At 64.8% G+C, this 23,282-nt stretch carries 22 protein-coding genes and 1 tRNA gene; 6 read left to right on the top strand and 17 right to left on the bottom strand.

Features of this window, described 5'->3' with window-relative positions:
• Positions 1-81: 81 nt before the first annotated feature.
• On the bottom strand, positions 82-546 hold the full coding sequence (locus tag JLZ96_RS16595) for a GatB/YqeY domain-containing protein (protein WP_201010613.1): 465 nt from the start codon (positions 544-546) through the stop codon (positions 82-84).
• A 218-nt stretch (positions 547-764) separates the two neighbouring features.
• Between JLZ96_RS16595 and JLZ96_RS16590 the strand changes: the two genes are divergently transcribed.
• From JLZ96_RS16590 to JLZ96_RS16580, 3 genes are all read left to right on the top strand, one after another.
• Positions 765-1,691: a metallophosphoesterase gene (locus JLZ96_RS16590; protein ID WP_228139376.1), complete on the top strand. Its 927-nt coding sequence runs from the start codon at positions 765-767 to the stop codon at positions 1,689-1,691.
• 17 nt (positions 1,692-1,708) lie between these two features.
• Positions 1,709-1,782, top strand: a tRNA-Pro gene (locus JLZ96_RS16585).
• A gap of 80 nt (positions 1,783-1,862) precedes the next feature.
• Complete coding sequence (locus tag JLZ96_RS16580; protein ID WP_027494505.1) at positions 1,863-2,288, top strand: SRPBCC family protein; 426 nt, start codon at positions 1,863-1,865, stop codon at positions 2,286-2,288.
• A 61-nt stretch (positions 2,289-2,349) separates the two neighbouring features.
• Here the strand turns inward: JLZ96_RS16580 and JLZ96_RS16575 are convergent, their stop codons facing one another.
• The 10 genes from JLZ96_RS16575 to JLZ96_RS16530 all read right to left on the bottom strand — a co-directional run bounded on the left by JLZ96_RS16575 (position 2,350) and on the right by JLZ96_RS16530 (position 13,475).
• Complete coding sequence (locus JLZ96_RS16575; protein ID WP_027494506.1) at positions 2,350-3,321, bottom strand: LLM class F420-dependent oxidoreductase; 972 nt, start codon at positions 3,319-3,321, stop codon at positions 2,350-2,352.
• Positions 3,322-3,330: 9 nt separating this feature from the next.
• Positions 3,331-4,131, bottom strand: a complete 801-nt coding sequence (locus tag JLZ96_RS16570; RefSeq protein WP_201010611.1) for an SDR family NAD(P)-dependent oxidoreductase — start codon at positions 4,129-4,131, stop codon at positions 3,331-3,333.
• Between the two features lie 30 nt (positions 4,132-4,161).
• Complete coding sequence (locus JLZ96_RS16565; protein WP_048316748.1) at positions 4,162-5,961, bottom strand: glycoside hydrolase family 15 protein; 1,800 nt, start codon at positions 5,959-5,961, stop codon at positions 4,162-4,164.
• Positions 5,958-6,647: an HAD family hydrolase gene (locus JLZ96_RS16560; protein WP_201010610.1), complete on the bottom strand. Its 690-nt coding sequence runs from the start codon at positions 6,645-6,647 to the stop codon at positions 5,958-5,960. Before JLZ96_RS16560 ends, JLZ96_RS16565 begins: the two co-directional genes overlap by 4 nt.
• 83 nt (positions 6,648-6,730) lie before the next feature.
• Positions 6,731-7,204, bottom strand: a complete 474-nt coding sequence (locus JLZ96_RS16555) for a Dps family protein (RefSeq protein ID WP_201010609.1) — start codon at positions 7,202-7,204, stop codon at positions 6,731-6,733.
• Positions 7,205-7,343: 139 nt separating this feature from the next.
• Positions 7,344-8,876 (bottom strand): catalase, encoded by a 1,533-nt coding sequence (locus JLZ96_RS16550; RefSeq protein WP_027494511.1) that lies wholly within the window; start codon positions 8,874-8,876, stop codon positions 7,344-7,346.
• A gap of 174 nt (positions 8,877-9,050) precedes the next feature.
• Positions 9,051-9,686 (bottom strand): hypothetical protein, encoded by a 636-nt coding sequence (locus tag JLZ96_RS16545; RefSeq protein ID WP_027494512.1) that lies wholly within the window; start codon positions 9,684-9,686, stop codon positions 9,051-9,053.
• Complete coding sequence (locus JLZ96_RS16540; protein WP_032373786.1) at positions 9,686-11,377, bottom strand: GMC oxidoreductase; 1,692 nt, start codon at positions 11,375-11,377, stop codon at positions 9,686-9,688. The genes JLZ96_RS16545 and JLZ96_RS16540 overlap by 1 nt, the downstream gene beginning before the upstream one ends.
• A complete protein-coding gene (locus JLZ96_RS16535; RefSeq protein ID WP_236254030.1) occupies positions 11,374-12,882 on the bottom strand; it encodes an NAD(P)/FAD-dependent oxidoreductase in 1,509 nt (502 codons plus the stop codon). Before JLZ96_RS16535 ends, JLZ96_RS16540 begins: the two co-directional genes overlap by 4 nt.
• Positions 12,879-13,475, bottom strand: coding sequence for a TetR/AcrR family transcriptional regulator (locus JLZ96_RS16530; protein WP_027494515.1), 597 nt, complete (start codon positions 13,473-13,475; stop codon positions 12,879-12,881). Before JLZ96_RS16530 ends, JLZ96_RS16535 begins: the two co-directional genes overlap by 4 nt.
• Before the next feature lie 252 nt (positions 13,476-13,727).
• Between JLZ96_RS16530 and JLZ96_RS16525 the strand changes: the two genes are divergently transcribed.
• Both JLZ96_RS16525 and JLZ96_RS16520 read left to right on the top strand, forming a co-directional pair.
• Positions 13,728-14,144: a hypothetical protein gene (locus tag JLZ96_RS16525; protein WP_201010608.1), complete on the top strand. Its 417-nt coding sequence runs from the start codon at positions 13,728-13,730 to the stop codon at positions 14,142-14,144.
• Positions 14,090-14,614 carry a hypothetical protein gene (locus JLZ96_RS16520; RefSeq protein WP_201010607.1) on the top strand — a complete coding sequence of 175 codons (525 nt, stop codon included), beginning with the start codon at positions 14,090-14,092 and terminating at the stop codon, positions 14,612-14,614. The genes JLZ96_RS16525 and JLZ96_RS16520 overlap by 55 nt, the downstream gene beginning before the upstream one ends.
• Before the next feature lie 33 nt (positions 14,615-14,647).
• Here the strand turns inward: JLZ96_RS16520 and JLZ96_RS16515 are convergent, their stop codons facing one another.
• From JLZ96_RS16515 to JLZ96_RS16500, 4 genes are all read right to left on the bottom strand, one after another.
• Positions 14,648-15,544 (bottom strand): cutinase family protein, encoded by an 897-nt coding sequence (locus JLZ96_RS16515; protein ID WP_201010606.1) that lies wholly within the window; start codon positions 15,542-15,544, stop codon positions 14,648-14,650.
• Between the two features lie 172 nt (positions 15,545-15,716).
• Positions 15,717-17,258 carry an HNH endonuclease signature motif containing protein gene (locus JLZ96_RS16510; protein WP_236254028.1) on the bottom strand — a complete coding sequence of 514 codons (1,542 nt, stop codon included), beginning with the start codon at positions 17,256-17,258 and terminating at the stop codon, positions 15,717-15,719.
• A 109-nt stretch (positions 17,259-17,367) separates the two neighbouring features.
• Positions 17,368-17,772 (bottom strand): DUF6855 family protein, encoded by a 405-nt coding sequence (locus JLZ96_RS16505; RefSeq protein ID WP_201010605.1) that lies wholly within the window; start codon positions 17,770-17,772, stop codon positions 17,368-17,370.
• 64 nt (positions 17,773-17,836) lie between these two features.
• Positions 17,837-19,669 (bottom strand): multicopper oxidase family protein, encoded by a 1,833-nt coding sequence (locus JLZ96_RS16500; protein WP_201010604.1) that lies wholly within the window; start codon positions 19,667-19,669, stop codon positions 17,837-17,839.
• A gap of 117 nt (positions 19,670-19,786) precedes the next feature.
• Between JLZ96_RS16500 and JLZ96_RS16495 the strand changes: the two genes are divergently transcribed.
• The gene (locus tag JLZ96_RS16495; RefSeq protein ID WP_201010603.1) at positions 19,787-20,857 is read left to right on the top strand and encodes an ABC transporter ATP-binding protein; all 1,071 of its coding nucleotides are present in this window, start codon (positions 19,787-19,789) and stop codon (positions 20,855-20,857) included.
• Between the two features lie 49 nt (positions 20,858-20,906).
• On the opposite strand, the gene JLZ96_RS16490 is transcribed toward JLZ96_RS16495, so the two are convergent.
• Both JLZ96_RS16490 and JLZ96_RS16485 read right to left on the bottom strand, forming a co-directional pair.
• Positions 20,907-21,929, bottom strand: coding sequence for an aspartate-semialdehyde dehydrogenase (locus JLZ96_RS16490; protein WP_027494522.1), 1,023 nt, complete (start codon positions 21,927-21,929; stop codon positions 20,907-20,909).
• A 2-nt stretch (positions 21,930-21,931) separates the two neighbouring features.
• A complete protein-coding gene (locus tag JLZ96_RS16485; RefSeq protein WP_027494523.1) occupies positions 21,932-23,197 on the bottom strand; it encodes an aspartate kinase in 1,266 nt (421 codons plus the stop codon).
• Between the last annotated feature and the right edge of the window lie 85 nt (positions 23,198-23,282).

Genomic DNA, 23,282 nt, shown 5'->3' with positions numbered 1-23,282 from the left:
CTCCACTCGAGGAGTACAACAAACGACTGCTCGTTGCGACGACCACGTGAACCCGTCACGAGGTTCCACTCACATGGGTGGTCACAAACGGTCTTTGACGGCCTTCGACAGGCGGGATCCATCGGCCTTACCGGCAGCGAGTCCCGACGCGATCTTCATGACCTGACCCATCTGCTTCATGGCCGGTCGCTCGTCCAATTCTTCGGCAACCTGGGCGATGGCGGTGTCGACGATGGTGGCCAGTTCCTCGTCGGTCAGCGGAGTGGGCAGGTACTCGTTGATGATCTGCGCCTCGGCGTGCTCGTTGGCGGCGAGTTCACCGCGACCGTTCTGCGTGTAGATCTCGGCCGATTCGCCGCGCTTCTTCGATTCCTTCGCCAGCACCTTCAGGACGTCGTCGTCGGTCAGCTCGTGGGCCTCCTTGCCGGAGACCTCCTCGGTCTGAATGGCGGCGAGGATCATGCGCAGCGTTGCCAGCCGGAGCTTGTCCTTCGCTTTCATCGCTGTGGTCAGGTCGGTTCGGATACGGGCCTTGAGTTCGGACATGGCAGAAACGCTACGCGGCCCAGCCGTCGGCTCGCGCGTCCATATCGGCTTGCTGCCGTATCGTGGACTGGGTGGCCGTTCACATCAGTTCCTCGTTACTGCCAACCTCGGCGCAACTACGCAGTGCCTCCACGCAACTACGCAGTGCCTCCACGCAACTGCGGTCGGTTGCCGAGCACACGCGCGACGTCGTCAGAGCGGCACCGCTCAAGAGCTCGGTGATCGGGACGGCGGGTGCTGCGGCCTTGGGCATCGGCTACGCCACCCTCGTCGAGCGCAACGCGTTCACGCTCCGTGAGACGTCGATGGCGGTGCTCGAACCCGGCTCCGCGACGCTGCGAGTACTGCACATCAGCGACCTGCACATGATGCCGGGCCAGCGGATGAAGCAGAACTGGCTCCGCGAACTGGACCGCCTCGAACCCGACCTCGTGGTCAACACCGGCGACAATCTGTCGCACCAACGCGCTGTCCCCAGCGTCGTGCAGGCTCTCGGGCCGCTGCTGTCGCGTCCAGGGCTGTTCGTGTTCGGCAGCAACGACTACTTCGCGCCCAAGCCGAAGAACCCCTTCAAGTACTTCGACAAGAACCACAAGCGCACGACGGGCGAGTCGCTGCCGTGGCGTGACCTGCGGGCTGCGTTCTCCGAACGCGGCTGGCTCGACGTGACGCATGTCCGCCGCGAACTCGAAGTCGCCGGCGTCCGGATCGCATCGGCGGGCGTCGACGATCCGCACCTGAAGCGCGATCGCTACGACACCATCGCCGGCCAGCCGAACCCGTTGGCAGATTTGCGCCTCGGCATCACCCACTCCCCCGAGCCCCGGGTGTTGGACAAGTTCGCGCAGGACGGTTACGACCTCGTCCTCGCCGGGCACACCCACGGCGGCCAGCTGTGCCTGCCGTTCTACGGTGCGCTGGTGACGAACTGCGAGATCGATCGCTCCCGGGTCAAAGGACCGTCCAAGTGGGGCGCGCACACTCAGCTCCACGTGTCGGCCGGTCTCGGGACCTCGCCATACGCGCCTGCCCGCTTCTGCTGCCGCCCCGAAGCAACCCTGATCACGCTCACTCCTGCCCCCAGAAAGGGCCCCAAGGACGTCTCCGACGAGGGCGTTTCGCGTTCTGAGGCAGTCGTGAGTTAGACTTCTCCAGCGGTACACGGGGTGTGGCGCAGCTTGGTAGCGCGCTTCGTTCGGGACGAAGAGGTCGTGGGTTCGAATCCCGCCACCCCGACAGTTGGACCACGAAAAGGGACCCACTCGATTCAGTCGAGCGGGTCCCTTTTCTTTGCCTGATCGGCGCTACTGTGAGGCATGCCGACCCCCACCCGCGTTCATGTCACCCATCGGTTCGCTTCGTCTCCCGACGTCGTCTTCGCGGCGCTGTCCGAACACGAGAACCTCGGCCCGTTGTTCCTGGCCAAGATCCGCCGGGTGCGCGACGGAGACACCTCCCGCAACGGCGTCGGATCGGCTCGTAGCCTGAAGCTGGGGCCACTCCCCGCGTTCGAGGAGACCACCACCGTCTCGGAGCCGAACACCCTCATCGAGTACCGCATCACCAAAGGTGGCCCGCTACGCGGTCATTGGGGTGTGCAGAAGCTGACCCCCACCACTGACGGCGGTACCGAACTCGACTACACAATTGGATTCGACGCCCCGATCCCCGGTCTCGCCGCGATCGTCGGCAAGGCACTGACGTCGAGCATCTCGAAGAACCTGCCGCGCTTGGCTCGGTAGCACTGCCGCACAACGACAAGACCCCGATCGATGGTCTCGATCGGGGTCTTCTCGTGTGTGCTCAGCTGGACGCAGCGCGCAGCTTCTCCAACAGTGGGCCGGCCGCCTCGGCCAGGAAGCGCTCCTGAGTTTCGTCGCCCACCTGCACCAGCGCGATGTCGGTGTAACCGGCCTCCCAGTACGGCTTCACGGCCTCGACGATGGCGTCCAGGTCCGGTCCGCACGGGATCGTGTCGGCCACATCCTCTTTCCTGACGAACTTCGTCGCACCGGCGAAACCGGCCGTCGTCGGCAGATCGGCGTTGACGGCCCAACCGCCGGCGAACCAGCGGAAACGGTCGTGTGCGCGATCGATGGCTGCGTCCTTGTCGGGGTCCCACGAAATGGGGATCTGGCCGATGGAGCGCGCCGGTCCCTCGTGGTTGTCCGACCACGCCTTGACGAGATCCGCATCCGGCTCAGTGGCGATGAGGTGATCGCCGTACTCGGCGAACCTCGCCACGGCCTTCTCGCCGCCGGCTGCGATGCCGATCGGGACGCCGCCCTCGGGCAGGTCCCAGATCCGAGCCGAGTCGACGCGAAAGTGCTTGCCCTCGTAGGTGACCAGGCCACCGGCGTGCAGTGCGCGGATGATCTCGAGTGCCTCGACGAACATGTCCTGTCGCTTGTCGATGGACGGCCAGCCTTCACCCACGACGTGCTCGTTGAGGTTCTCGCCGCTGCCGAGGCCGAGGGTGAAACGTCCGTCGGCCAGGATCTGCAATGTCGCCGCCTTCTGGGCGACGACGGCCGGGTGGTACCGGATGATCGGGCACGTCACGTACGTCATCAACTCGACGCGCTCCGTGGCCTGCGCGACCGCACCCAAAGTGGTCCACGCGTAAGGAGAGTGGCCCATGGACGAGAGCCACGGCGAGTAGTGGTCACTGCTGACCTCGAAGTCGAAGCCGACCTTCTCGGCTCCGACGGCGTACTTCACCAGCTCTTTGGGACCGCTCTGCTCGGTCATCAACGTGTATCCGAAATTGGTCATGCTGTTCTCCTAAATTGTTGCGACGGAACCGGCGTCGACTCGGTAGTTGGATCCGTTGACGAAGGACGCGCGGTCCGAGCACAGGAACGTGATCACCGAGGCCACTTCCTCGGGTTCGCCGCGGCGTCCCAGTTCCATGTACGGGCGCTCCTCGTCGAGGAAGCTCCCGATGGCACCGTCTCTGTCGGTGCCCTTCTCTTCGGCTCGCTTGTCCATCATCGCGTCGGTCATCGGGGTGTGAATGAATGCCGGGGAGACCGCGTTGACCAGCAGGCCCTCCGACGCGTAGCTGCGCGAAAGCCCCTTGGCCAGGGCCAGAACTCCGGCTTTGGCCGAGCAGTAGGGCAATTCGTCGTCGTACGGCTGCACGGCGTCCTCGGACGTCAACAGCACGATGCGCCCCCATCCACCGCGCCGGAGGGCGGGGAGAAACGCGCGCAGTAGGCGGACCGGGCCCATGAGGTCGATGTCGAGGGTGGAGCGCCACCCTTCCTCGTCGATCTCGTGGAACAGCCCCTGCGCGCCGGTGACGCCGGAGGACTGCACCAGAATGTCGATGTCGCCCACGGCCTGCTGCGTGCGCACTGCCAGGTTCTCGACGGCCTCGGTGTCGGTCACGTCCGCGGCGAACGCGAACACCTGTCCTTCTGCTGCACCGAGTTTCGCGGCGGCTTCGTCCAGCGAACTCTGGTCCTTGTCGCTGACGACCACACGGACGCCTTCGGCCAGCAGCAGCTTCGCAGTGTGCCACCCGATGCCGGAGTCGGCTCCGGTCACGAGTGCGGCTCTACCGTCGATTCCCAAATCCATTCGATCCCACTTTGCGCTAGAGGTCGGTTGTCAGGCTGTGGCGTCGTGCGAACGCGCGATGGTCAACGCCGCATTCACCAGGGCCAGGTGGCTCAAGCCCTGCGGGAAGTTACCCAGAAACGACCCATCCGAAGCATCGATCATCTCGCTGTACAGCCCGACGTCGTTGGACATTTCCACCAACTGGTCCATCAGGGCCGTGGCCTCGTCGTCTCGGCCGACGCACGACAGCGCCGATACTCGCCAGAACGCGCAGGCCACGAACGTGACCTCTTCTTCGGACACTCCGCTGTAGCGGTACATCAGGGGCCCGGCACCGAGCTCTTCACCGAGCGCATCGATCGTGGCCGAAATACGTTCTCCGCGATCGAAATTCATCTCGGCTGCCAGCAGCACCGACGCGTCGAGCCCGTCGGCACCCGGGTACGCGAGGTAGGTCTGCCGCTCCTCGGACCAGCACTCGGTTTCGATGTACCGCCGTATGCACTCCTTCTCGGCTTTCCACCGATCCGGTATGCCCGGGATCTCCCCGGCTTCGGCCAGGTGCACCGCGCAGTCCAGTGCCTGCCAGCACCCGAGCTTGGAGCTCGTGTAGTGCTGCTCCACCTCGAGCTCCCAGATACCGGCATCCTTGCGCTGCCACGAGTCGCAGGCCTCGTCCGCGATGGTCGCCAACAGCCGACCGGTCTGCGCGTCGAGGATGTTGCCCGCGTCCACGTACTGCCGAATGATCGAGAACAGGTCTCCGAAGATCATCAGCTGGAGTTGGTCCGCCGCGGCGTTGCCGTTGACCACCGGTCCGATGCCGCGCCAGCCGGGCACGTCGGGCTGCTCTGTGCCGCCCGGCAATTCGCCGCCGAGGGTGTAGAACACGTTCACCAACGGATCGTTGACTCGAATGACCTTCAGCAGCCACGCGACCGCAGCATGGATTTCCTCACGCAGACCGAACCGTTGCAGCGCCCGAATGGTGTACGCGGCGTCCCGAACCCAGGCGTACCGGTAGTCCCAGTTCTTGCCACCTGTGCGATTCTCGGGCAGTGACGTGGTCGCTGCCGCCGCGATGGCACCGGATGGGCTGTGCAGCAACAGCTTCAACGCCAACGCGCTGCGAGCGACGTGCTTCGCCCACGGGCCCTCGTACGAGAACTCGTCCGACCAGACGCGCCAATTGTCGATGGTCCGGTCGATGCCCTCGTCGAGGTGCTGAGGATCCGGCAGCGGCAGTGGCTCGTTCTCGGTTCCGACCACACCGATGACGTGACGCGAACCCGAGCGCGTGGTGAAGACGCCGCTGATGTCGCGATCCGCGAGCTGCACATCTTCGATCCCCAAAGTCCGGACTGCCAGCGTCAATCCGTCGACGCGCAGGACGGTTCCGTGCTCGGTGTCGTACGCCCACGGCGACGCGATACCGAGCATCGTGCCCGGTGCGACGGACCACGTCATGTCCACTGTTCCGTCCAGTCCGTCGATGCGGCGCGCCAACTCCACCCACGGCAATCGCCCGGCCACACCGGTGTTGAGCGAGTCGGTGATTCGGACGGTACCGCTGTCGGTGCGGAACGTGGTGGTCAGAACGTTTGTGCCGGGCACGAATTCGCGCTCGACGGTGAACTCGTCTCTGGGCGTCAGTTCGATGTACCCACCGTGCGGGGCGTCGAGCAGCGAGGCGAACGGCGGTGGTGAATCGAGATTCGGTACCGGGAACCAATCGATGCGGCCGTCGTCGGCGATCATGGCGACGGTTCGACCGTCACCGATCGCGCCGTAACTTTCGATGGGGACGTACCCGTCGACCCTCGGACAAGGCTTTCGGAAGTTGCTCAAGCACTTGCCTTGTCGGCAAGGATCGGGCTCTCGGCGAGGTGTTCCAGCAGATCGGCCGGGTCGTCGAACACTGCCACCGCACCCGCGTCGAGCAGCTCTGCGCGTGAGATGCCGCCGCTCAACACGCCGATGGCCCGCACCCCTGCTCGACCGGCGGATTCGATGTCCCACACGCTGTCTCCCACCATGACCGCGCTGTCGGCGTCGACGCCGGCGCGCTCGAGCGCAACACCGATGATGTCGGGCTCCGGCTTTGCCACCTCGGCGTCCTCGCCGGATGTCACCACCGCCACAGAATCCTCTACCTCGAGCAGATCACGCAACGTCGACAGCTCGGACTCCGGCGCGGACGTCGCGAGCACCACGGTGACCTCGCGAGTGTTCAGCTCTGTCAACAGCTCCCGTGCACCCGGTAGGATTTCCAAGGTCTTCGACGCCGCCGCGTAATACTCCCCGTGCAGGGTTTTTGCTTCCTGCGCGAGCGCGCTGTCGGGCGAACCGACCAACGCCTCCAGCAACTTCGACCCGTCCATCCCGATACTGCGATGAATACGCCACGACGACACCTCGTGCCCGGCATCGCGGAACGCGCGGGACCACGCGTCGACATGGACGTAATTGGAATCGACGAGCGTGCCGTCGATATCGAACAACACCGCGTCGACCTTCGGACCACTTTCAGACATGGGCGTACGAATACCCATGGGCTGTACACGCAAACAAAGCGGGCCCCTCACCACCGGTGAGGGGCCCGCATCGAATTCAGGTTTCAGCTGGCCTGGGCCTGCCACATCCAGTGCAGCTGCTCGAGCCGAGCAGTGATGGCGATGAGCAGGTCCTGCGTCACCGGGTCGGCTTCCGCGGTATCAGCGACGCGTCCACGCAGCCGGTCGACGACGGCAGCGATGTTGTCGACGACGGCCGGCACCACTTCGCTGTCCTGGGTCCACCCGGCACCGAAGCCCTTGGTTCCGGCCGTCGAGGAGACGGTGGCTGCCCGGCCGTCCGGGCTGACACCGATCGCGGTGGCGCGCTCGGCCGCCTGATCGGTGAATTCACGTGCAGCAGTGACCAATTCGTCGAGCTCGAGGTGCACGGACCGGAAGTTCTTGCCGATCACGTTCCAGTGCGCCTGCTTCGCGATGAGCGAGAGATCGATCAGGTCGACGACGGTGCCCTGCAGAGCGTCGCCCGCGATCTTCTGCTGACCTGCGTCGAGGGTGCTGGTGATGGGGTTCGTCATGATGTGGCCTCCCTGCCGTTGTACGACGGTGTGCATCGCACGCCATTATTGTGCTTCCGTCTGTATTGCACAACGGCAGCATCGCGCCGGTTGTTCCGGAATCGGCGTCGTTGTGACGCCGATCCCAGGAACGGACGGATCAGACCTTGGCGGCCTCGTCAGCAGGATCGTCGATCGCGCCGGCACCGGTGGTGGGAGCGGTCTCGTTCTGCTGCGACCGAACACCTTCCTCGACCTTCTTGCCGAGCTCGGGGTCGACGTTGGTCCAATACTCGAACACCCGGCTCAGAACCGGCTCGCTGACGCCGTTGAGGACGTGTCCGACGATGTTTCCGACCAGACGCTCGCGCTGCGCGTCGTCCATGACCTCACGGACCAGGGCTCCCGCTTGCACGAAGTCGCCGTCCTCGGGGTGCTCGATGTAGCCGGTGCGGACGAAGCGAGGCTCGAAGTCCCACGCTCCGTCGTCGCCGTATTTGTTCGTGTCCGCCGACGGACCGCCGAAGGAGTTCGGCGCGTAGACGGGCGTCTCCGGAGAGTTGAACGAGTACCGCATGTTGCCGTCCTTGGAGTACGAGTTGACCTCGGACTTCGGGGCGTTGACCGGCAACTGCGCGTAGTTCGCTCCGATGCGGTACCGGTGCGCGTCCGCGTAGGAGAACACGCGGCCGAGCAACATCTTGTCGGGGCTGAAGCCGATGCCGGGCACGGTGTTGGACGGCTCGAACGAGCTCTGCTCGATCTGAGCGAAGAAGTTCTCCGGGTTGCGGTTCAAGGTCATCTTGCCGACCTCGATGAGCGGGTAGTCCTTCTGCGACCAGACCTTGGTAAGGTCGAACGGGTTGTACTTGTAGTTCTCGGCCTCGTCGTACGGCATGAGCTGGACCTTGAGGGTCCAACTGGGGAAGTCGCCGTTTTTGATGGACCCGAACAGATCCTGACGGTGGTGGTCGGGTGACGTACCCGCAACCTCGTCGGCCTTGTCCTGCGTCAGGAAATCGATGCCCTGATCGGTCTTGAAGTGGAACTTCACCCAGGTCTTCGTGCCGTCCTCGGCGATGAGCTGGTACGTGTGCGAACCGAAACCGTCCATGTGGCGGAACGACTTCGGGATGCCGCGGTCACCCATGAGCCACGTGACCTGGTGCGCCGACTCGGGCGAGAGGGTCCAGAAGTCCCACTGCATGTTGTTGTCACGCAGACCGGAATCGGGCATGCGCTTCTGGCTGCGGATGAAGTCCTGGAACTTGATCGGATCCTTGACGAAAAAGATCGGCGTGTTGTTGCCGACGAGGTCCCAGTTGCCTTCCTCGGTGTAGAACTTCAACGAGAAGCCGCGCGGATCACGCCAGGTGTCGGGGCTACCCTGCTCGCCGGCGACGGTGGAGAACCGTGCCAGCATCTCGGTCTTCGCGCCGGGCTGCAACGCCTTCGCCTTGGTGTACTTGCTGATGTCACCGGTGATCTCGAGCTCGCCGAACGCGCCCGCGCCCTTGGCATGCACGACGCGCTCCGGGACTCGCTCGCGGTTGAACTGCGCCATCTTTTCGATCAGGTAGTGATCGTGCAGCAGGATCGGGCCCTGTGCGCCGGCGGTGAGCGACTGATCGTCGCTGGCTACGGGGATTCCCGAGTTGCTGGTGGTGGGCTTGCTGGTGGTCGGCTTGGTCATACGAAGCCTCCTGATGGCTGTAGAGAGTCCGAGAGGGCTGTCCCGGACGAAATCTGTGCGGCCGAGGGCGCGGCCGGATTCTCATGGGGAATGCCCGTACTCACGCGGCATAAACCCTCGAGCTCGACCACCAGCATGCCATCAATCTGTACTAAGTCAAGAAAAGGATTGCCGTCACGGCACCAGCCGCGCTTCGCCCGTCCGCATCGAACCCGACACGATCTGCAACCCGAAATACGTGCCCGACGGCATCCAGCGATCGAGCGTCGGCCCCGACGCATCCACCTCCACCCGGGCCAACCTGGCTTTCCCCTTCAAGCTCGCGACGCCCAGAGCCGATCCGCCGGGCACCGGCTGCGCGAACCCGATCGATCCGCGCATCGGAAATGCGGGCCCGAAGCCGCGGGAGCCGGTCCGCACCGACCAGTCCCCACCGCTGACCCCGGCCTTGTTCAGCACGTCGCCGTCGAACTCGGCCAGCACCTTGGGCAGATGCCAGTTGGTCCTACCGCCGTGCACCGACGTCGCCGAATCGACGGCGATGAACGGCACCGACATCCGCGGAATCTTTCCGACGTCCCGGCGCAACACCGGGCTCGCCAGTATCTCGCGGTAGGGACCGACGGGTGACGTCATGTAGTCGACGACCATGCACATCGTGATCGGCAACGTCTTCGCGCCGGCAGGCGCGAAATCCGACGACCGGGCGCGATGCCACCAGATCGTGGCCCGGACGTTCGCCGGCCACGGCGCTGCGGGGCTGACCGGCCAATCGGTGCGCTCGGTCTCCGACTCGGCGACGCTCCACATCAGGAGTCCCTCCCCACGACGGTCAGCGGCAGGCGCAGCGCGCCCGGCGCGGTCACCGGCACCACCGGGTTGGACGGTTGAACCGGTGCCACCTCGACATAACCCGAGCCGACGGCAGGCCTACGGTCCGGCTCACCCTTGTTGGGCCACAACGCCATTGCCCGCTCGGCCTGCGCGGTGATGGTCAGAGACGGATTGACGCCGAGGTTGGCGCTGACGGCAGACCCGTCGAGCACGTGCAAGCCCTCGTACCCGTACACCCGCTGGTAGCCGTCGATCACACCGGTGTTCGGTGAATCACCGATGGCGCAGCCGCCGAGGAAGTGCGCGGTCATCGGAATGTTGACGATCTCGGCGATCGACCCGCCCGGATCGCCGCCGATCTTGTCGGCGAGCAACCTGATGGCCGTGTGCCCCTGCGGAATCCACTGCGGCGGCGGATCGCCCGCCCCGGGCCGACTCGTCAGTCGACGCCCGAACGGCCCCTTCTTCGAGCCCAGCTCGAGGGAGTTGTCGTCGGTCTGCATCACCAGAGCGATGACGGTGCGTTCGGACCACCTGTGGACCGACAGACTGCGGGCCGCCGCGCCGGGGTGACGCAGCGCCACTCCGAGCGTCTTGAGAATCCGCGGCACCTTGCCGCCGCCGTCACTGAGAACGGTTTGCAGCAGCCCGATCGCGTTGCTGCCCTTGCCGTATCGCACCGGTTCGATGTGCGTGTGATCGTCCGGGTGGAACGACGAGGTGATCGCCACTCCCTCGTGGTAGTCGACCTCGCGTCCGCGCGCCGTTGCGGCCAGTACGGCCTCGGAGTTGGTACGTACCAACGAACCGATCTTGTTCGACAGCCGCGGCAACGAGCCCTTCTCCTTCGCGGCGAGCATGAGCTTCTGCGTTCCGTAGGTGCCGGCCGAGAAGACCACCTGATCGGCGGTGATCGTCTTCTCCTTGCGGCGCAGCTTGCCGCCGGTGCGGCGCGTCACGACGTCGTAGCCGCTGCCGTTCGGGCGGACGTCCACGACGGTCGTCAGCGGAAGGATGTGTGCGCCTGCACGTTCGGCGAGATACAGGTAATTCTTGACGAGGGTGTTCTTCGCGCCGACGCGGCAACCCGTCATGCACGAACCACACTCGGTGCACCCGGTCCGCTCGGGACCGGCACCACCGAAGAACGGGTCGGGTGCGGTCTTGCCACGGTCACCGAAGTAGACGCCCACCGGAGTCGAGGTGAACGTGTCGCCCACGCCCATGTCCTCGGCGACCTCCTTCATGACCTTGTCCGAGGCAGTGATCGTCGGGTTCGTCTCGACCCCGAGCATCCGACGCGCCTGGTCGTAGTACGGATTCAGCTCACGCTTCCAGTCCGTGATGGCACCCCACTGCGGGTCCTCGAAGAACTTCGTCGGCGGCTGGTACAGCGTGTTGGCGTAGTTGAGCGAGCCTCCGCCGACGCCTGCCCCCGCCATCACCAGCACGTCGGGCAACAGATGGATACGTTGGACGCCGTAGCAGCCGAGCGCCGGAGCCCACAGGTACTTACGCAAACGCCAACTGGTCTTGGGCAATTCGTGATCGGCGAACCGTCGGCCGGATTCCAGCACCGCCACCCGGTAGCCCTTCTCGACGGCCCGCAGCGCGGCAACGCTTCCGCCGAACCCGGAGCCGATGATCAGTACGTCGTAGTCGCTCATGCGGAAACCGCCTTCTTGTCTGATTCACGGGTGTCGGAGACGAGTCGGTAATTCGAGGTGTCGAACGTTCGCGTCTTGTTGCGGAACCGGAACGTGTACGTGGGCCACATCGTCGAGTTACGTCCGTTGGCGTCGAGGTACCAGCTCGAGCAGCCGCCGGCATTCCAGACTGTGCCGTCGAGAGAAGAGTCGACCCACGAGTTGTGCTGCTGCTGAGCGGATTCGGACACCTCGACGGCGGTTGCCCGGTGGTCCCGCATCTCACTGAGCGCCGAGACGACGTAATTGGCCTGCGACTCGAGCATGTAGACGATCGAACTGTGCCCGAGATTGGTGTTGGGGCCGTACATCAGGAAGAGGTTCGGGAACCCGGCGACGGTGGTGCCCAGGTGGGCCTGCGGGCTACCGCCCCAGCGCTCCGCGAGAGTACGACCATCGCTGCCGCGCAACAAGTGCGACACCGGCGGTTCGGTCGGGGTGAACCCCGTCGCGAAGATGATGGTGTCCACCTCGTAGTTGCGGCCCGACGCGTCGACGACGCCGTTCTCGGTCACCGACGTCAGGCCCGATGTCACCAAGTCGACGTCTTGTCGATCCAGCGTCCGCAGCCAATCATTGGACAGCAGAAGACGTTTGCAGCCGGGTGCGTAGTCGGGTGTGAGGGCCGCCCTCTTCGTCGGGTTCTTGACCTGACGCTTCAGATTGGCCTTCGCGAATGCCTTGACGGCGGGCAACATCCACGGGTTGTCGGCCAGCACGGTCACGTATGCCTCGCGGTACCCGTAGATGATGCCGCGAACCGCGCGATGAGCCGCGGGGACCTTCTCGTACAGAGTCCGCTCGACCCGGCCGATGGTGCGGTCCAGACGTGGGATCACCCAGGCGGGTGTGCGCTGAAAGACGGTGAGCCGCTGGGCCTTGTCGACGATCTCGGGCACGAACTGCACCGCCGACGCTCCAGTGCCGATCACGGCGACGCGCTCCCCGGTGAGATCGTGCTCGTGGATCCACGTCGCGGAGTGGAACACCGTTCCCTGGAATGTGTCGATGCCCGGCACGTCGGGGATCTTCGGCGTCGACAGTGCGCCGGTGGCAGCTATGAGAACTCTGACGCTCGCCGCGCCCTTCGAGGTCTGCACGGTCCACCGCTGGTCCGTGTCACTCCAATCGGCCGACAGCAGTTCGCAATCGGTGACGATGCGATCCCGCAGGTTCAGCCGCTCGACCACCGATTGGAGGTAGTCGAACAGCTCCGGTTGGCGCGCGAAGGTGTGACTCCACTTCGGGCTCGGCGCGAACGAGAACGAGTACAGCGACGTCGGGACATCGCACGCACACCCGGGGTAAGTGTTGTCCCGCCATGTGCCGCCCACCTCCGACGCTCGCTCGATGACGGTCACGTCGGCACTCGGATCGGCGGCGAGGATCTTCGCCACCGCGGCGAGGCCGGCAAAACCGGCTCCGACGACGAGCACGTCGACTTGTTGGGGCAGTGCAGAATTCACGAGTCCATCACCTTTTCGGACCAGACGGGGAGGAGCCGTCCGCGCAGCTGCGCGTCGGCTTCGGGGGTACGGAACAGAGCCGATACAGCGAGCCCGCGTGCCAGCTCGACGCTGAGCTCGATGGACTCGGTGGACATGCGGCTACCCATGACGATCTGAGCGCCGCTCTGGATGGCCTCGGCGACGCGGCGCTCGAGCGGAACCATTGCCTCGTGCAGAGCCGGATCGGTACGTGCCGCGACCCACAGCTCGAGCGCGGCATAGAACAGCGGGCCCGAGAACGCGTCGACGAGGATCTCGGGTCCGCGTTCCGGATCGGGCTCGGCTTCCAAGATTTCGGACAGGCGGCGGTCGACGAGATGCTCGACGGCAGCGGTCACCAACGTCTCCTTGGTCGGGAAGTGGTGCAGCTGCGCTCCACGGGATACTCCGGCACGCCGCGCGATCTCCTGCGTGCTGGTCTTCGAGAAACCCAGCTCGACGAGGCACTCGATGGCTGCATCGAGCAACTTTGCGCGGGTCCCCGCGGTGCGTTCGGCCTGCGTGCGGCGCGGGGTAGGCGCGCCGTCGCTGAGCTCTGTGTCGGTAGTCACACTTCGTACAGTAGCGTCAAATCAACAAACAGTCCAGCCTGACTTTAAGTTCTTTCACAAAGCCGCCCACGATGTCGATTCGCCCGCAGGGCGGCCCCTCGATGAAGCACTCGGCTCGCTGGGTGGATACGAGACGGTGGCGTTCTATGTGTTCGAGCCATGGGAGTCGCGCACCGCACACCTGCTGGACGCGGCGACTCGGTCCGACAGACCATCAGTTTGTGCCGACTCGCAGCGGGCAATACCCCGGCCATGCCTCTCCCCTCGCACGGCCGCTTCGAGTACTCCCCCATCGTGGACCGGCCACAGTTCGAGTGGCCGGGCGGCGCGCGCCTCGCGGTGTATGTCGCGGTCAACTGCGAGCATTTTCCGTACGACGACGGACCGCCCGGCCTCGGCTACACGCCCGCGATGGACCAGCCCAACACGTACAACTGGGGCTGGCGTGAATACGGCAATCGCGTCGGCGGCTTCCGTATCGCAGAGACATTGCAGCAGTGCGGAATTCGGCCGACATTATTGATCAACACCGAAGTCTACGAGCACGCCCGCAGCTGGCCGCGGCGTTCCGTGGTTTGCGTGCGGAAGTCGTCGCGCACGGCCGAACGAACGCTGTGCAACCGAACGATCTGGACGAGGACGCCGAACGCCGATCGATCGATGAGGTGACGACGGCTGTCGAGCGCCACGAAGGTTCGCCGCCCCGAGGATGGATGAGCCCCGGTGCGAATCCGAGCCGCGTCACCGAAGACCTCCTCGCGGAGCGCGGGTATGAGTACACCTTGGACTGGCCCGTCGACGACCAGCCGGTGTGGCTTCGGACCCGCGGCGGCCCACTCCTCGGCGTCCCCTATCCCCACGAGATCAACGACCTACCGATGTTCGTCCATCACCATCAGACCGCAGAGGCGTTCGAGCACAACATCATCGGCAGCTTCGACGAATTGAAGGAGAACTCGGCGAGGCAACCGGTCGTGCTCGCCGTCTCCGTGCACACGTTCCTGACCGGACAGCCCTACCGACTTCGACGGTTCCGCGCGGCGCTGAAGCATATGACCGATAACAGTGACGGCGTCTGGTTTACCACCCCCGGCGACATCGCGGCGCACTACCGCAAATCCATACCTGCAACTCTGTAACACGGACTATTGGTCCGATCTTCTGACGGACTCTCAGCGCGGTATTGCCCGCGCCGCGAGGTCGAGCAGCGGAGAGTCTGCGTACTTGGTGTGAATCGACACTCCACCGAGAAGAGATCCAACCTGCCAGGCCCGGGCGCACAGGCTCATACACCAGGTAGGGGGCTTACCCAGCGTAGGTGCGCACACGGCATCGCCCGAAACACACACATCTCGTACATCAGGGATTGCGAACTTCTGCGGCTGGCTACCACTTCCCAAAACTGTGAAATTCTGGCCAACCCCAGATCGTGTGCCTGCGGCACCTCCGAATCTCGTCGTGAAGTCGCCACTAACCCGGTCGCCATCTGCGACGAGGAGCGGACTCCAGAGATTTACGCCTGAGATAGCTCGCTGGTCGTGTAAGACTCTGTGCATCACCATAGCTCCCTGCGAATAGCCTGCAAGCATGAGGCCTTTTCCTGCACATTCAGGACGAGACCGGTAGTCGTTCAGCAATGTCTTTGTATAATCGACCCCAACATTGATAGATCGAAAGAATGCGTTCTGACCATTCAGCTGGAAGGCGAGGGCGTGGACAGGTTGCGCGTCATAGACAACCGCTACCGCCCGCAAATTCTGACCACCGAAGCCGTTATTCTGCATCTCGTCGTGCATCGATCGATATGCAGACCACATTGTCGAACCCAGACCCTGATAAGAGCCACTAGCCTCGCCAGACCCACGCGCCGCGATCAGCACAACATCAGCATCACGACAGGCCTGAATCATCGTCGCCAGTACGGGGGGCGGCTCGGCAGGTGCCGCCAGGGCTGGGGTGCCAATCCCCACCATTTGAAGAACGACCAATGTGGTGGTCAAAACAGCTGCAATGAACGAGCCCTTCCGAGATACAAAAGACTGGTTATTGCTTGCCAATTTCGGGACCACGACGCCTCAAATCTGTAACCGGATATCGTCGGGATCGAGTATGGCTGTCTCACCGAACGCAGCACCATCGTTCATTCGGACTAACAGAAGGGTCGCCAAAGCTTCGGCAACTGCCAGACGGATTATCTTCCACAGAGCTATAACCGGGAGGCCGGAGCCGGTCCACGTGTCCTCAGGCTGCCCGCCGTTTTCGTCGGTGGTAGCTGGGGATGGGTTGTCTTCTGGGGTCGACGGATTCGGGTGGGACGGCGTACGGGTGACCGTCGTCTCCCATGAACAGATGCCAGTCGCCGTGGTGGACGAGGCGGTGGCACTCCCCGCAGACCAACGCCAGGTTGTTCAGATCGGTTCTGCCGCCGTGTTCCCAGAATTTCATGTGGTGGGCCTGGCACCACTGCGCGGGGCGGCCGCACATCACGCAACATCGGTCGCGGATGGTCAGCGCGATGCGCTGGTCGTCGCTGGCAAGTCTCGTGGTCCGCCCCAGCGCGAGAGGCACCCCGTTGCCATCGACGATGACCGGCGTCAGGTCGGCATCGCACGTGACCAGCTCGGCGAGTGAGCGACTGATCGGGCCGGTCCAGTCGAAGTGGAACGGCCATTCGGCGTGACCCGGCCCCGGGACAGACTTCTGCCCAGTACCAGCATCGCCACCGCCACCGCCACCGCCACCGCCACCGTCACCGGCCCCGCCGTGAGCATCTCGGTTGGCCGGCTCGGAGGCAGACTTCTTCCCGACGACCTCGCTGCCAGCACCAGCACCAGCACCGTCGGCGGAAGTCCCGACCAACCCAGTTTCTTCCGTCGAAGCTCCTGCCGCAGTTGCGGGCCGGCGTTTGTCGTCGGCGAGCAGGTCCCGCAGCGGAACGATCAGGTGCACTGACGCCCGCGACCCGCCTGCCGACCCGCGGTTTCCACCGCGCAGGTGCCGGTCCAGGATCTGATCGAGCGCATCGGCCCGCCGCTTCGACGGGCTACGTGGATCACGTTCACCGCCGGGACCTGGCCGCGGCGCAGTCAACTCCGACAGCGCGGTGAGCAACTTCTCCCCCAGCAGTCGGTCGATGTCGCCACCGAACTGGAAGCGGCCGTTGGCCAGAGCATGCAGATCGAATCGGTTCAGTGCCGGGTTTTCTGCCACCGGTCGCGGTGCAGGCGGCGGAACAGGCTCGGGCGCAGGCGGTTCCGGATCGGGCGGCCTGCCGGTAGAGGTCGCAGCATCATCTCCCCGCTGCTCCTGATCGTGACGCTCGCGTTCCTGCTGTCGTTGCTCTTCGCGGCGTTGTTTCTCGGCTTCTTCGTGTCGTGCTCGGGCGTCGTCCGCGGCGGCATGCGCCAATGCCTGGGCCCGGGACGAAACCTGGCCGGCGGTGCTACGCAACGCGGTGTCGAGAAGTTCTACGACGATTGCATCACGTCTGTCCTGACCCAACGTCGAGTCGGCCAGCAGAACGACGTCGTATCCCTCGGCGATCGCTGCGGCGTGCGCGGCGTTGATTTCTCCGCCGGCGAGGGCGTCGAGCACGGAGGGGTGATCGAACAGCCAATACCCCAGCGCGTTCTGCCGGGCCGCGGATCCGTCGGTGATCCGAACCGCTCGGGCGTACCAGCGGGTGACGGACGAGTGCCCCAGTTTCATCGCTAGTCCACGTCGGTCGATCTCGGCCAGCAACGTGAGTCTGGTTGCAGCAAGGGCATTCTCGCGTGAAGTCACGTCGGCCAGCTCGGTGACCAATTCCTGGTCCCGAGCTCGAACACATCCCCCCATGTCTTCACACCACGAAAGCTATACCCACCCACCGACAAACTCTGTCGACGACTCCCTACAGGGCGCGCATGCTGTTGTTCCGTGCATTGTGGGTGAGTTCGGCAGGGCCCAGCTCTTCGAGTAGCGGCGGTAGGTACGTCCCCAACCGGCCGCGGTATCCGTTCCTGAGTCCGTACCACCCGCCGACCGGGTTGTCGGGCGAGCGCCCCCACGCCTCGACCGTATCCGGGGCAGCAGGCTTCTTCTCGTCTGCGGCACCGAGCATCACCCAGTCGGCACGCGCAGTCAGGCAGCCGTGGAGATCCTCGATCGCCTGGATGCGGTATCGCAGAGTCGTCGACCCCACCTGGCATACGAGGGCAGGCGGCTCATGGTCGAGATTCCGGTACATGGTGTATTCCGACGTGCCGGGGGCGGTCGTGAGTGCCCAGGGGTCGGATGTGGTTCCGCTGCCGGTCATGGGCCAAGTCCGTTCCGTGGTCGAGTGCGCCGCACTACAGGGTCGGCCGGCGATTACATCCAGCTCACGGAGCGACAGTGCGGTACCGCAGCATCATTTCGTGGTCCTCGTGGTCGAGCATGTGGCAGTGCCACATGTACCCCTGCAATTCGGACGGACCCGCAGCCGGCATGTCGTGACCACTCATGTCGTGACCGCTCATGTCGTGACCGCCGTGGTGTGCGGCCGGTCCCGCGAACGTGGCGTCGGGATCGAAGCCGAGTTCGTCGGCCGTCGGGAATCGAACGAGGATCTGGGTAACGGTGCCCGGGTACGTGTTGACGGTGTCTTTCCACCCGGCTTCCCAGGTGGCCGGCGGCACCGAGGGCCCGGTGAGGAACTTCTCGACCGGCGGAGCCCATTTGGTGCCGAACGTCGGCCGGGGGAAGTCGCGTTGGTACGCCGCGAGGTCGATGGGAATGCGTCCCAGCGTCCGGAAGTGCGCCAGGTGCAGGTGAATCGGGTGCGGCTCGACCGTCGTGTTGACGATGTTCCACATCTCCACGGTGCCCTGCTTGGGCATCTCGATGTCCGGGTCGGAGTACCGCAGGTTGTTCAGGTTCATCAGCGTCATGTCGAGGTTCAGCCCACCGGAGGGCTGGTTGACGGTGACGGTGCGCGTGAAGGTGGGGGTCGGCAACGCGGGCAACAGATCCGGCTGCCCCTTACCTCCGCGCAACAGGGACGGCATGCCGCCCCGGAACCCTGCCGCGGACGCGACGCGGAACTGGCAGAACATCGGCATCGGGACGGCTCCGAGGGACGCGGCCTGCGCCGGCGGAGGCTCGTCGTTCAGCAGCTCGACGAGGGCACCTGCCTCGACCGCTCCGAAGTCGACGAGGATGTCGGCACGCTCGGCGGGCGCGAGCCGGATGCTGGTGGTCTCCACCGGTGCGTCGAGTAATCCACCGTCGTTTCCGATGACCCAGAATCGTAACTTGTTGGTGAAGAAGAGGTTCCACACGCTGTACGACCCGGCGTTGACGAGCCGCAGCCGGTACATGCCCCGGGCCACTTCCATCGTCGGCCAGATCTTGCCGTTGACGACGCCGACGTCGCCGGTACCGCCACCCTCCCACTTACCCTGCGGCACAGTGATATTGGAGCGGATACTCATGCTGCCGTCTGGATTCATGATCTTTTCCTGCAGCACCAACGGCAACTCGAACTCACCCGAAGGCAGACCGAGCGCATTGTCGGAAGTACCGGTGTCCCAACGATCACGGACGAGGTTCATCCCGAGCAGGCCCGCGTAGACGTTGATGCGCGTCATCGACATGGCGTGGTCGTGGTACCACAGCCCGGCAGCATCGTTGAGCCCGGAAAAATTGTGAGTCATCGACTCGCCCGGACGCACCAGCATCTCGGAGTGCCCGTCACTGGCCGGTTCGGTGACGGCACCGTGCAGGTGCAGTGCCGTCGGCGTCATCGTGCGATCCATCTCGCTCATGCCGTGCAGCGAGGTGTCTACGTCGGCGGCGAGTGGGTTGCCTGCGGTGGTGTTGGAGTACTTCAGCGTCCACGGCTCGCCCTGCTGCGATTCGATGGTGGGCCCGAGGTAGTCGCACTGACCGTAGCCGAACGTAGGCCCGGGCCTGAGATCGGCGTGGAAAGAGTGGGTGGCGCTGTGCGCGTCGAGGGAGATCTCGGTACCGCTGATCAGCGGCAACCGCGGTAGCTCGTCACGGAACGGCGTCAGCTGCGGCGAATGGAACAGCAGTGGGCTCTGCCCTCGGAGGAAGTCGTCGGCCAGCGCTCGACGCGTCGTCGACGCCACGGGTATCGCGGCTGCTCCGGCTGCCACTGCGGCCGCCGCCAGCCCACGTAGGGCGGTGCGTCTGGACACGGAGCCGCTCACCCGGCCACCTTCCTCCTGGTTGTGATGGGGCCCATACTATGTGCTGGTCGGCTCCCGCCGTCACCCCACACTCGGATCGTCCGGCACGTTCCTGCCGGTGGAGGGATCTATTTCGTCATGGCAACAATTTCTTTCGAGCGCACGACCAGGCTTTTTCCCGGCTCCGACACCCCCGCGGTGAACGAGCTCGACTTGCACATCGAGGACGGTGAGTTCCTCGTTCTGGTCGGCCCCTCCGGGTGCGGCAAGTCGACGTCGCTCCGGATGCTCGCCGGGCTCGAGGAGGTCAACTCGGGACGCATCCTCATCGGCGGCAAGGACGTCACCAATTCCGAACCCAAGGATCGCGATATCGCGATGGTGTTCCAGAACTACGCGCTGTACCCCCACATGACCGTCGCCGAGAACATGGGGTTCGCGCTCAAGCTGGCGAAGGCGAACAAGGAGGACATTCGCACTCGCGTCGAGGAGGCCGCCAAGCTGCTCGACCTCGAGCCGTACCTGGACCGCAAGCCGAAGGCGCTCTCCGGCGGCCAGCGGCAGCGAGTTGCCATGGGGCGCGCCATCGTTCGGCAGCCCCAGGTGTTTTTGATGGACGAGCCGCTGTCCAATCTCGACGCCAAACTGAGGGTTCAGACGCGGACGCAGATCGCTCAGTTGCAGCGTCGGCTCGGCACGACGACGGTCTACGTCACGCACGATCAGGTCGAGGCCATGACGATGGGTGATCGCGTCGCCGTCCTGAAAGGTGGTGTGCTGCAACAGTGCGCCACCCCGCGTGAGCTCTACCGAACCCCGGTCAACGCATTCGTCGCCGGGTTCATGGGCTCACCGTCGATGAATCTGTTCCGCGCTCCGGTCACCGACGGCGGCGTCCGCCTGGCCGATCAGATAGTCCCGGTCCCACGTCAGACGCTCGGTTCCGCCACCGAGGTGATGTTCGGCATTCGTCCCGAGCACATCGAGATCGCGAGCAGCGGAATAGCTCTCGAGATCGACGTCGTCGAAGAGCTCGGTTCCGAGGCCTTCGTGTTCGGCCGCGCGGACATCAACGGCCGGACCGAAACCATTGTCGCTCGGGCCGATTGGCGCAGCCCGCCCGAGAAGGGCGATCGCGTTCACGTCCGCATCGACGAAGCCCATGCGCACATCTTCGACGCCTCCGCCGAAGGTCACCGCCTGAACTGACCGTCGTGCGCGTTGTGCGTACCCCTGGGGACGCACAACGCGCACGACCTCAGACCAGGAGCTCGGCGATCTGAATAGTGTTGAGCGCGGCACCCTTACGCAGGTTGTCGCCCGAGACGAACAGCGCGAGTCCGCGGCCCTCGGGGACACCCGGATCCTGGCGGATGCGGCCGACGAGGGAGTCGTCCTTGCCTGCGGCTTCCAGCGGCGTCGGTACGTCGACCAGCGAGACACCCGGTGCGGAGGCCAGCAGTTCACGAGCGCGTTCCACTGACAGCGGTGAAGCGAACTCGGCGTTGATCGACAGCGAGTGCCCGGTGAAGACCGGAACGCGCACGCAGGTGCCACTGACCAGCAGGTCGGGCAGTCCGAGGATCTTGCGCGATTCGTTGCGTAGCTTCTGGTCCTCGTCCGTCTCGCCGGATCCGTCGTCGACCAACGCGCCGGCCAGCGGCAGGACGTTGAACGCGATGGGCGCGACGTACTTGTTCGGGGCCGGGAAATCGACCGACGAACCGTCGTGCACCAGTTTTTCGACGTCGTCGATGACGGCGCGTGCCTGCGTGGCGAGCTCGTCGACGCCGGCGAGGCCGCTACCGGACACCGCCTGGTAACTCGAGACGATCAACCGCTGCAAGCCGGCTTCGTCGTGCAGCACCTTGAGCACCGGCATGGCGGCCATGGTGGTGCAGTTGGGGTTGGCGATGATGCCGCGGGGCGGGTTCTTCGCGGCCTCGGGGTTGACCTCGCTGACCACCAGCGGCACATCGGAGTCCTTGCGGAACGCCGACGAGTTGTCGATGACGGTGGCACCTGCGGCAGCGAATCGCGGTGCCTGCTCACGCGAGAGCGTGGCACCGGCCGAGAACAGTGCGATGTCGATACCGGTGAGGTCCGCGGTGGACGCGTCCTCGACGATGATCTCCTCGCCGCGGAACGGCAGCTTCTTGCCCGCCGAGCGTGCGGAGGCGAAGAATCGAACGGTGTCGGCGGGGAAGTTGCGCTCCTCCAACAGGGTTCGCATGACGGCACCGACCTGGCCGGTGGCTCCTACGACTGCAACTGTGGTCATGGCTATCGTCCTGTTCCTGCGTGCACGACGGCTTCTTCGTCGCCGCCGAGATCGAAGGCGGCGTGCAGTGCGCGCACGGCGTCGTCGAGCTGAGTGTCGCTGCACAGCACCGAGATACGGATTTCGGAGGTGCTGATGAGATCGATGTTGATGCCGGCGTCGGCGAGGGCCTCACAGAACGTCGCTGTGACGCCGGGGTGGCTTTTCATACCGGCACCGACGAGCGAGACCTTGCCGATGTGGTCGTCGTAGAGCACCTGCGCGAAGCCGATATCGGCCTGCAGCTTGGTGAGCTTCTCCACTGCCGTCGGGCCGTCGGCCTTGGGGCAGGTGAAGGTGATGTCGGTCTTGCCGGTGTCGATCTTGGAGACGTTCTGCAACACCATGTCGATGTTGATCTCGGAGTCGGCCACGGCGCGAAAGACCTTGGCGGCGTAGCCCGGTGTGTCGGGCAGACCGACGACGGTGACCTTCGCCTCGCTGCGATCGTGTGCGACGCCGGTGAGAATTGCTTCTTCCACTGGAATGTCCTCCATAGATCCGGAGACGATCGTTCCGGGTTTGGTGGTGTACGACGAGCGCACGTGAACGGGAACGTTGTAACGACGGGCATATTCGACGCAGCGCAGCATGAGCACCTTCGCGCCGCAGGCTGCCATTTCGAGCATCTCCTCGAACGAGACGGTCTCGAGGTGGCGTGCGTTGGGAACGATGCGCGGGTCTGCGGTGAAGATGCCGTCGACGTCGGTGTAGATCTCGCAGACGTCGGCGTTCAAGGCCGCGGCGAGCGCGACGGCGGTGGTGTCGGACCCACCACGACCGAGCGTCGTGACGTCCTTGCTGTCCTGGCTGACACCCTGGAAGCCGGCGACGAGCACGATCGAGCCCTCGTCGAGTGCGCTGCGGACGCGGCCGGGGGTGACGTCGATGATCTTGGCGTTGCCGTGCACGCTGGTGGTGACGACGCCTGCCTGGGAACCGGTGAACGACCGTGCCTCGGCGCCGAGCGAGTGGATGGCCATCGCGACCAGTGCGTTGGAGATGCGTTCACCCGAGGTGAGCAGCATGTCCATCTCGCGGGCGGGCGGGGCCGGGCACACCTGCTGTGCCAGGTCGAGCAGTTCGTCGGTGGTGTCGCCCATCGCCGATACGACGACGACAACGTCGTTGCCCGCCTTCTTGGTCTCGACGATTCGTTCAGCGACGCGTCGGATACGTTCGGCGGTCCCCACCGACGATCCACCGTACTTCTGGACGATGAGAGCCACGCGTTTTACCTCCGCTGGATAGCCGACAATCGTTCGATTGTCCGCGGGTCACCTTACCGAGCGAATGCCCCGAGCAGTGGGCCGG

Origin of the sequence: Rhodococcus sp. NKCM2511, assembly GCF_014905595.1 — a bacterium.
GTDB lineage: Bacteria > Actinomycetota > Actinomycetes > Mycobacteriales > Mycobacteriaceae > Rhodococcoides > Rhodococcoides fascians.
This window is presented reverse-complemented; position numbering and strand designations above follow the sequence as displayed.

Excerpts from the sequence above, each read along its gene's own strand:
- JLZ96_RS16595 (WP_201010613.1), bottom strand. The coding sequence starts at position 546 with ATGTCCGAACTCAAGGCCCGTATCCGAACCGACCTGACCACAGCGATG.
- JLZ96_RS16580 (WP_027494505.1), top strand. The coding sequence starts at position 1,863 with ATGCCGACCCCCACCCGCGTTCATGTCACCCATCGGTTCGCTTCGTCT.
- JLZ96_RS16575 (WP_027494506.1), bottom strand. The coding sequence starts at position 3,321 with ATGACCAATTTCGGATACACGTTGATGACCGAGCAGAGCGGTCCCAAA.
- JLZ96_RS16570 (WP_201010611.1), bottom strand. The coding sequence starts at position 4,131 with ATGGATTTGGGAATCGACGGTAGAGCCGCACTCGTGACCGGAGCCGAC.
- JLZ96_RS16560 (WP_201010610.1), bottom strand. The coding sequence starts at position 6,647 with ATGTCTGAAAGTGGTCCGAAGGTCGACGCGGTGTTGTTCGATATCGAC.
- JLZ96_RS16555 (WP_201010609.1), bottom strand. The coding sequence starts at position 7,204 with ATGACGAACCCCATCACCAGCACCCTCGACGCAGGTCAGCAGAAGATC.
- JLZ96_RS16550 (WP_027494511.1), bottom strand. The coding sequence starts at position 8,876 with ATGACCAAGCCGACCACCAGCAAGCCCACCACCAGCAACTCGGGAATC.
- JLZ96_RS16545 (WP_027494512.1), bottom strand. The coding sequence starts at position 9,686 with ATGTGGAGCGTCGCCGAGTCGGAGACCGAGCGCACCGATTGGCCGGTC.
- JLZ96_RS16540 (WP_032373786.1), bottom strand. The coding sequence starts at position 11,377 with ATGAGCGACTACGACGTACTGATCATCGGCTCCGGGTTCGGCGGAAGC.
- JLZ96_RS16525 (WP_201010608.1), top strand. The coding sequence starts at position 13,728 with ATGCCTCTCCCCTCGCACGGCCGCTTCGAGTACTCCCCCATCGTGGAC.
- JLZ96_RS16505 (WP_201010605.1), bottom strand. The coding sequence starts at position 17,772 with ATGACCGGCAGCGGAACCACATCCGACCCCTGGGCACTCACGACCGCC.
- JLZ96_RS16495 (WP_201010603.1), top strand. The coding sequence starts at position 19,787 with ATGGCAACAATTTCTTTCGAGCGCACGACCAGGCTTTTTCCCGGCTCC.
- JLZ96_RS16490 (WP_027494522.1), bottom strand. The coding sequence starts at position 21,929 with ATGACCACAGTTGCAGTCGTAGGAGCCACCGGCCAGGTCGGTGCCGTC.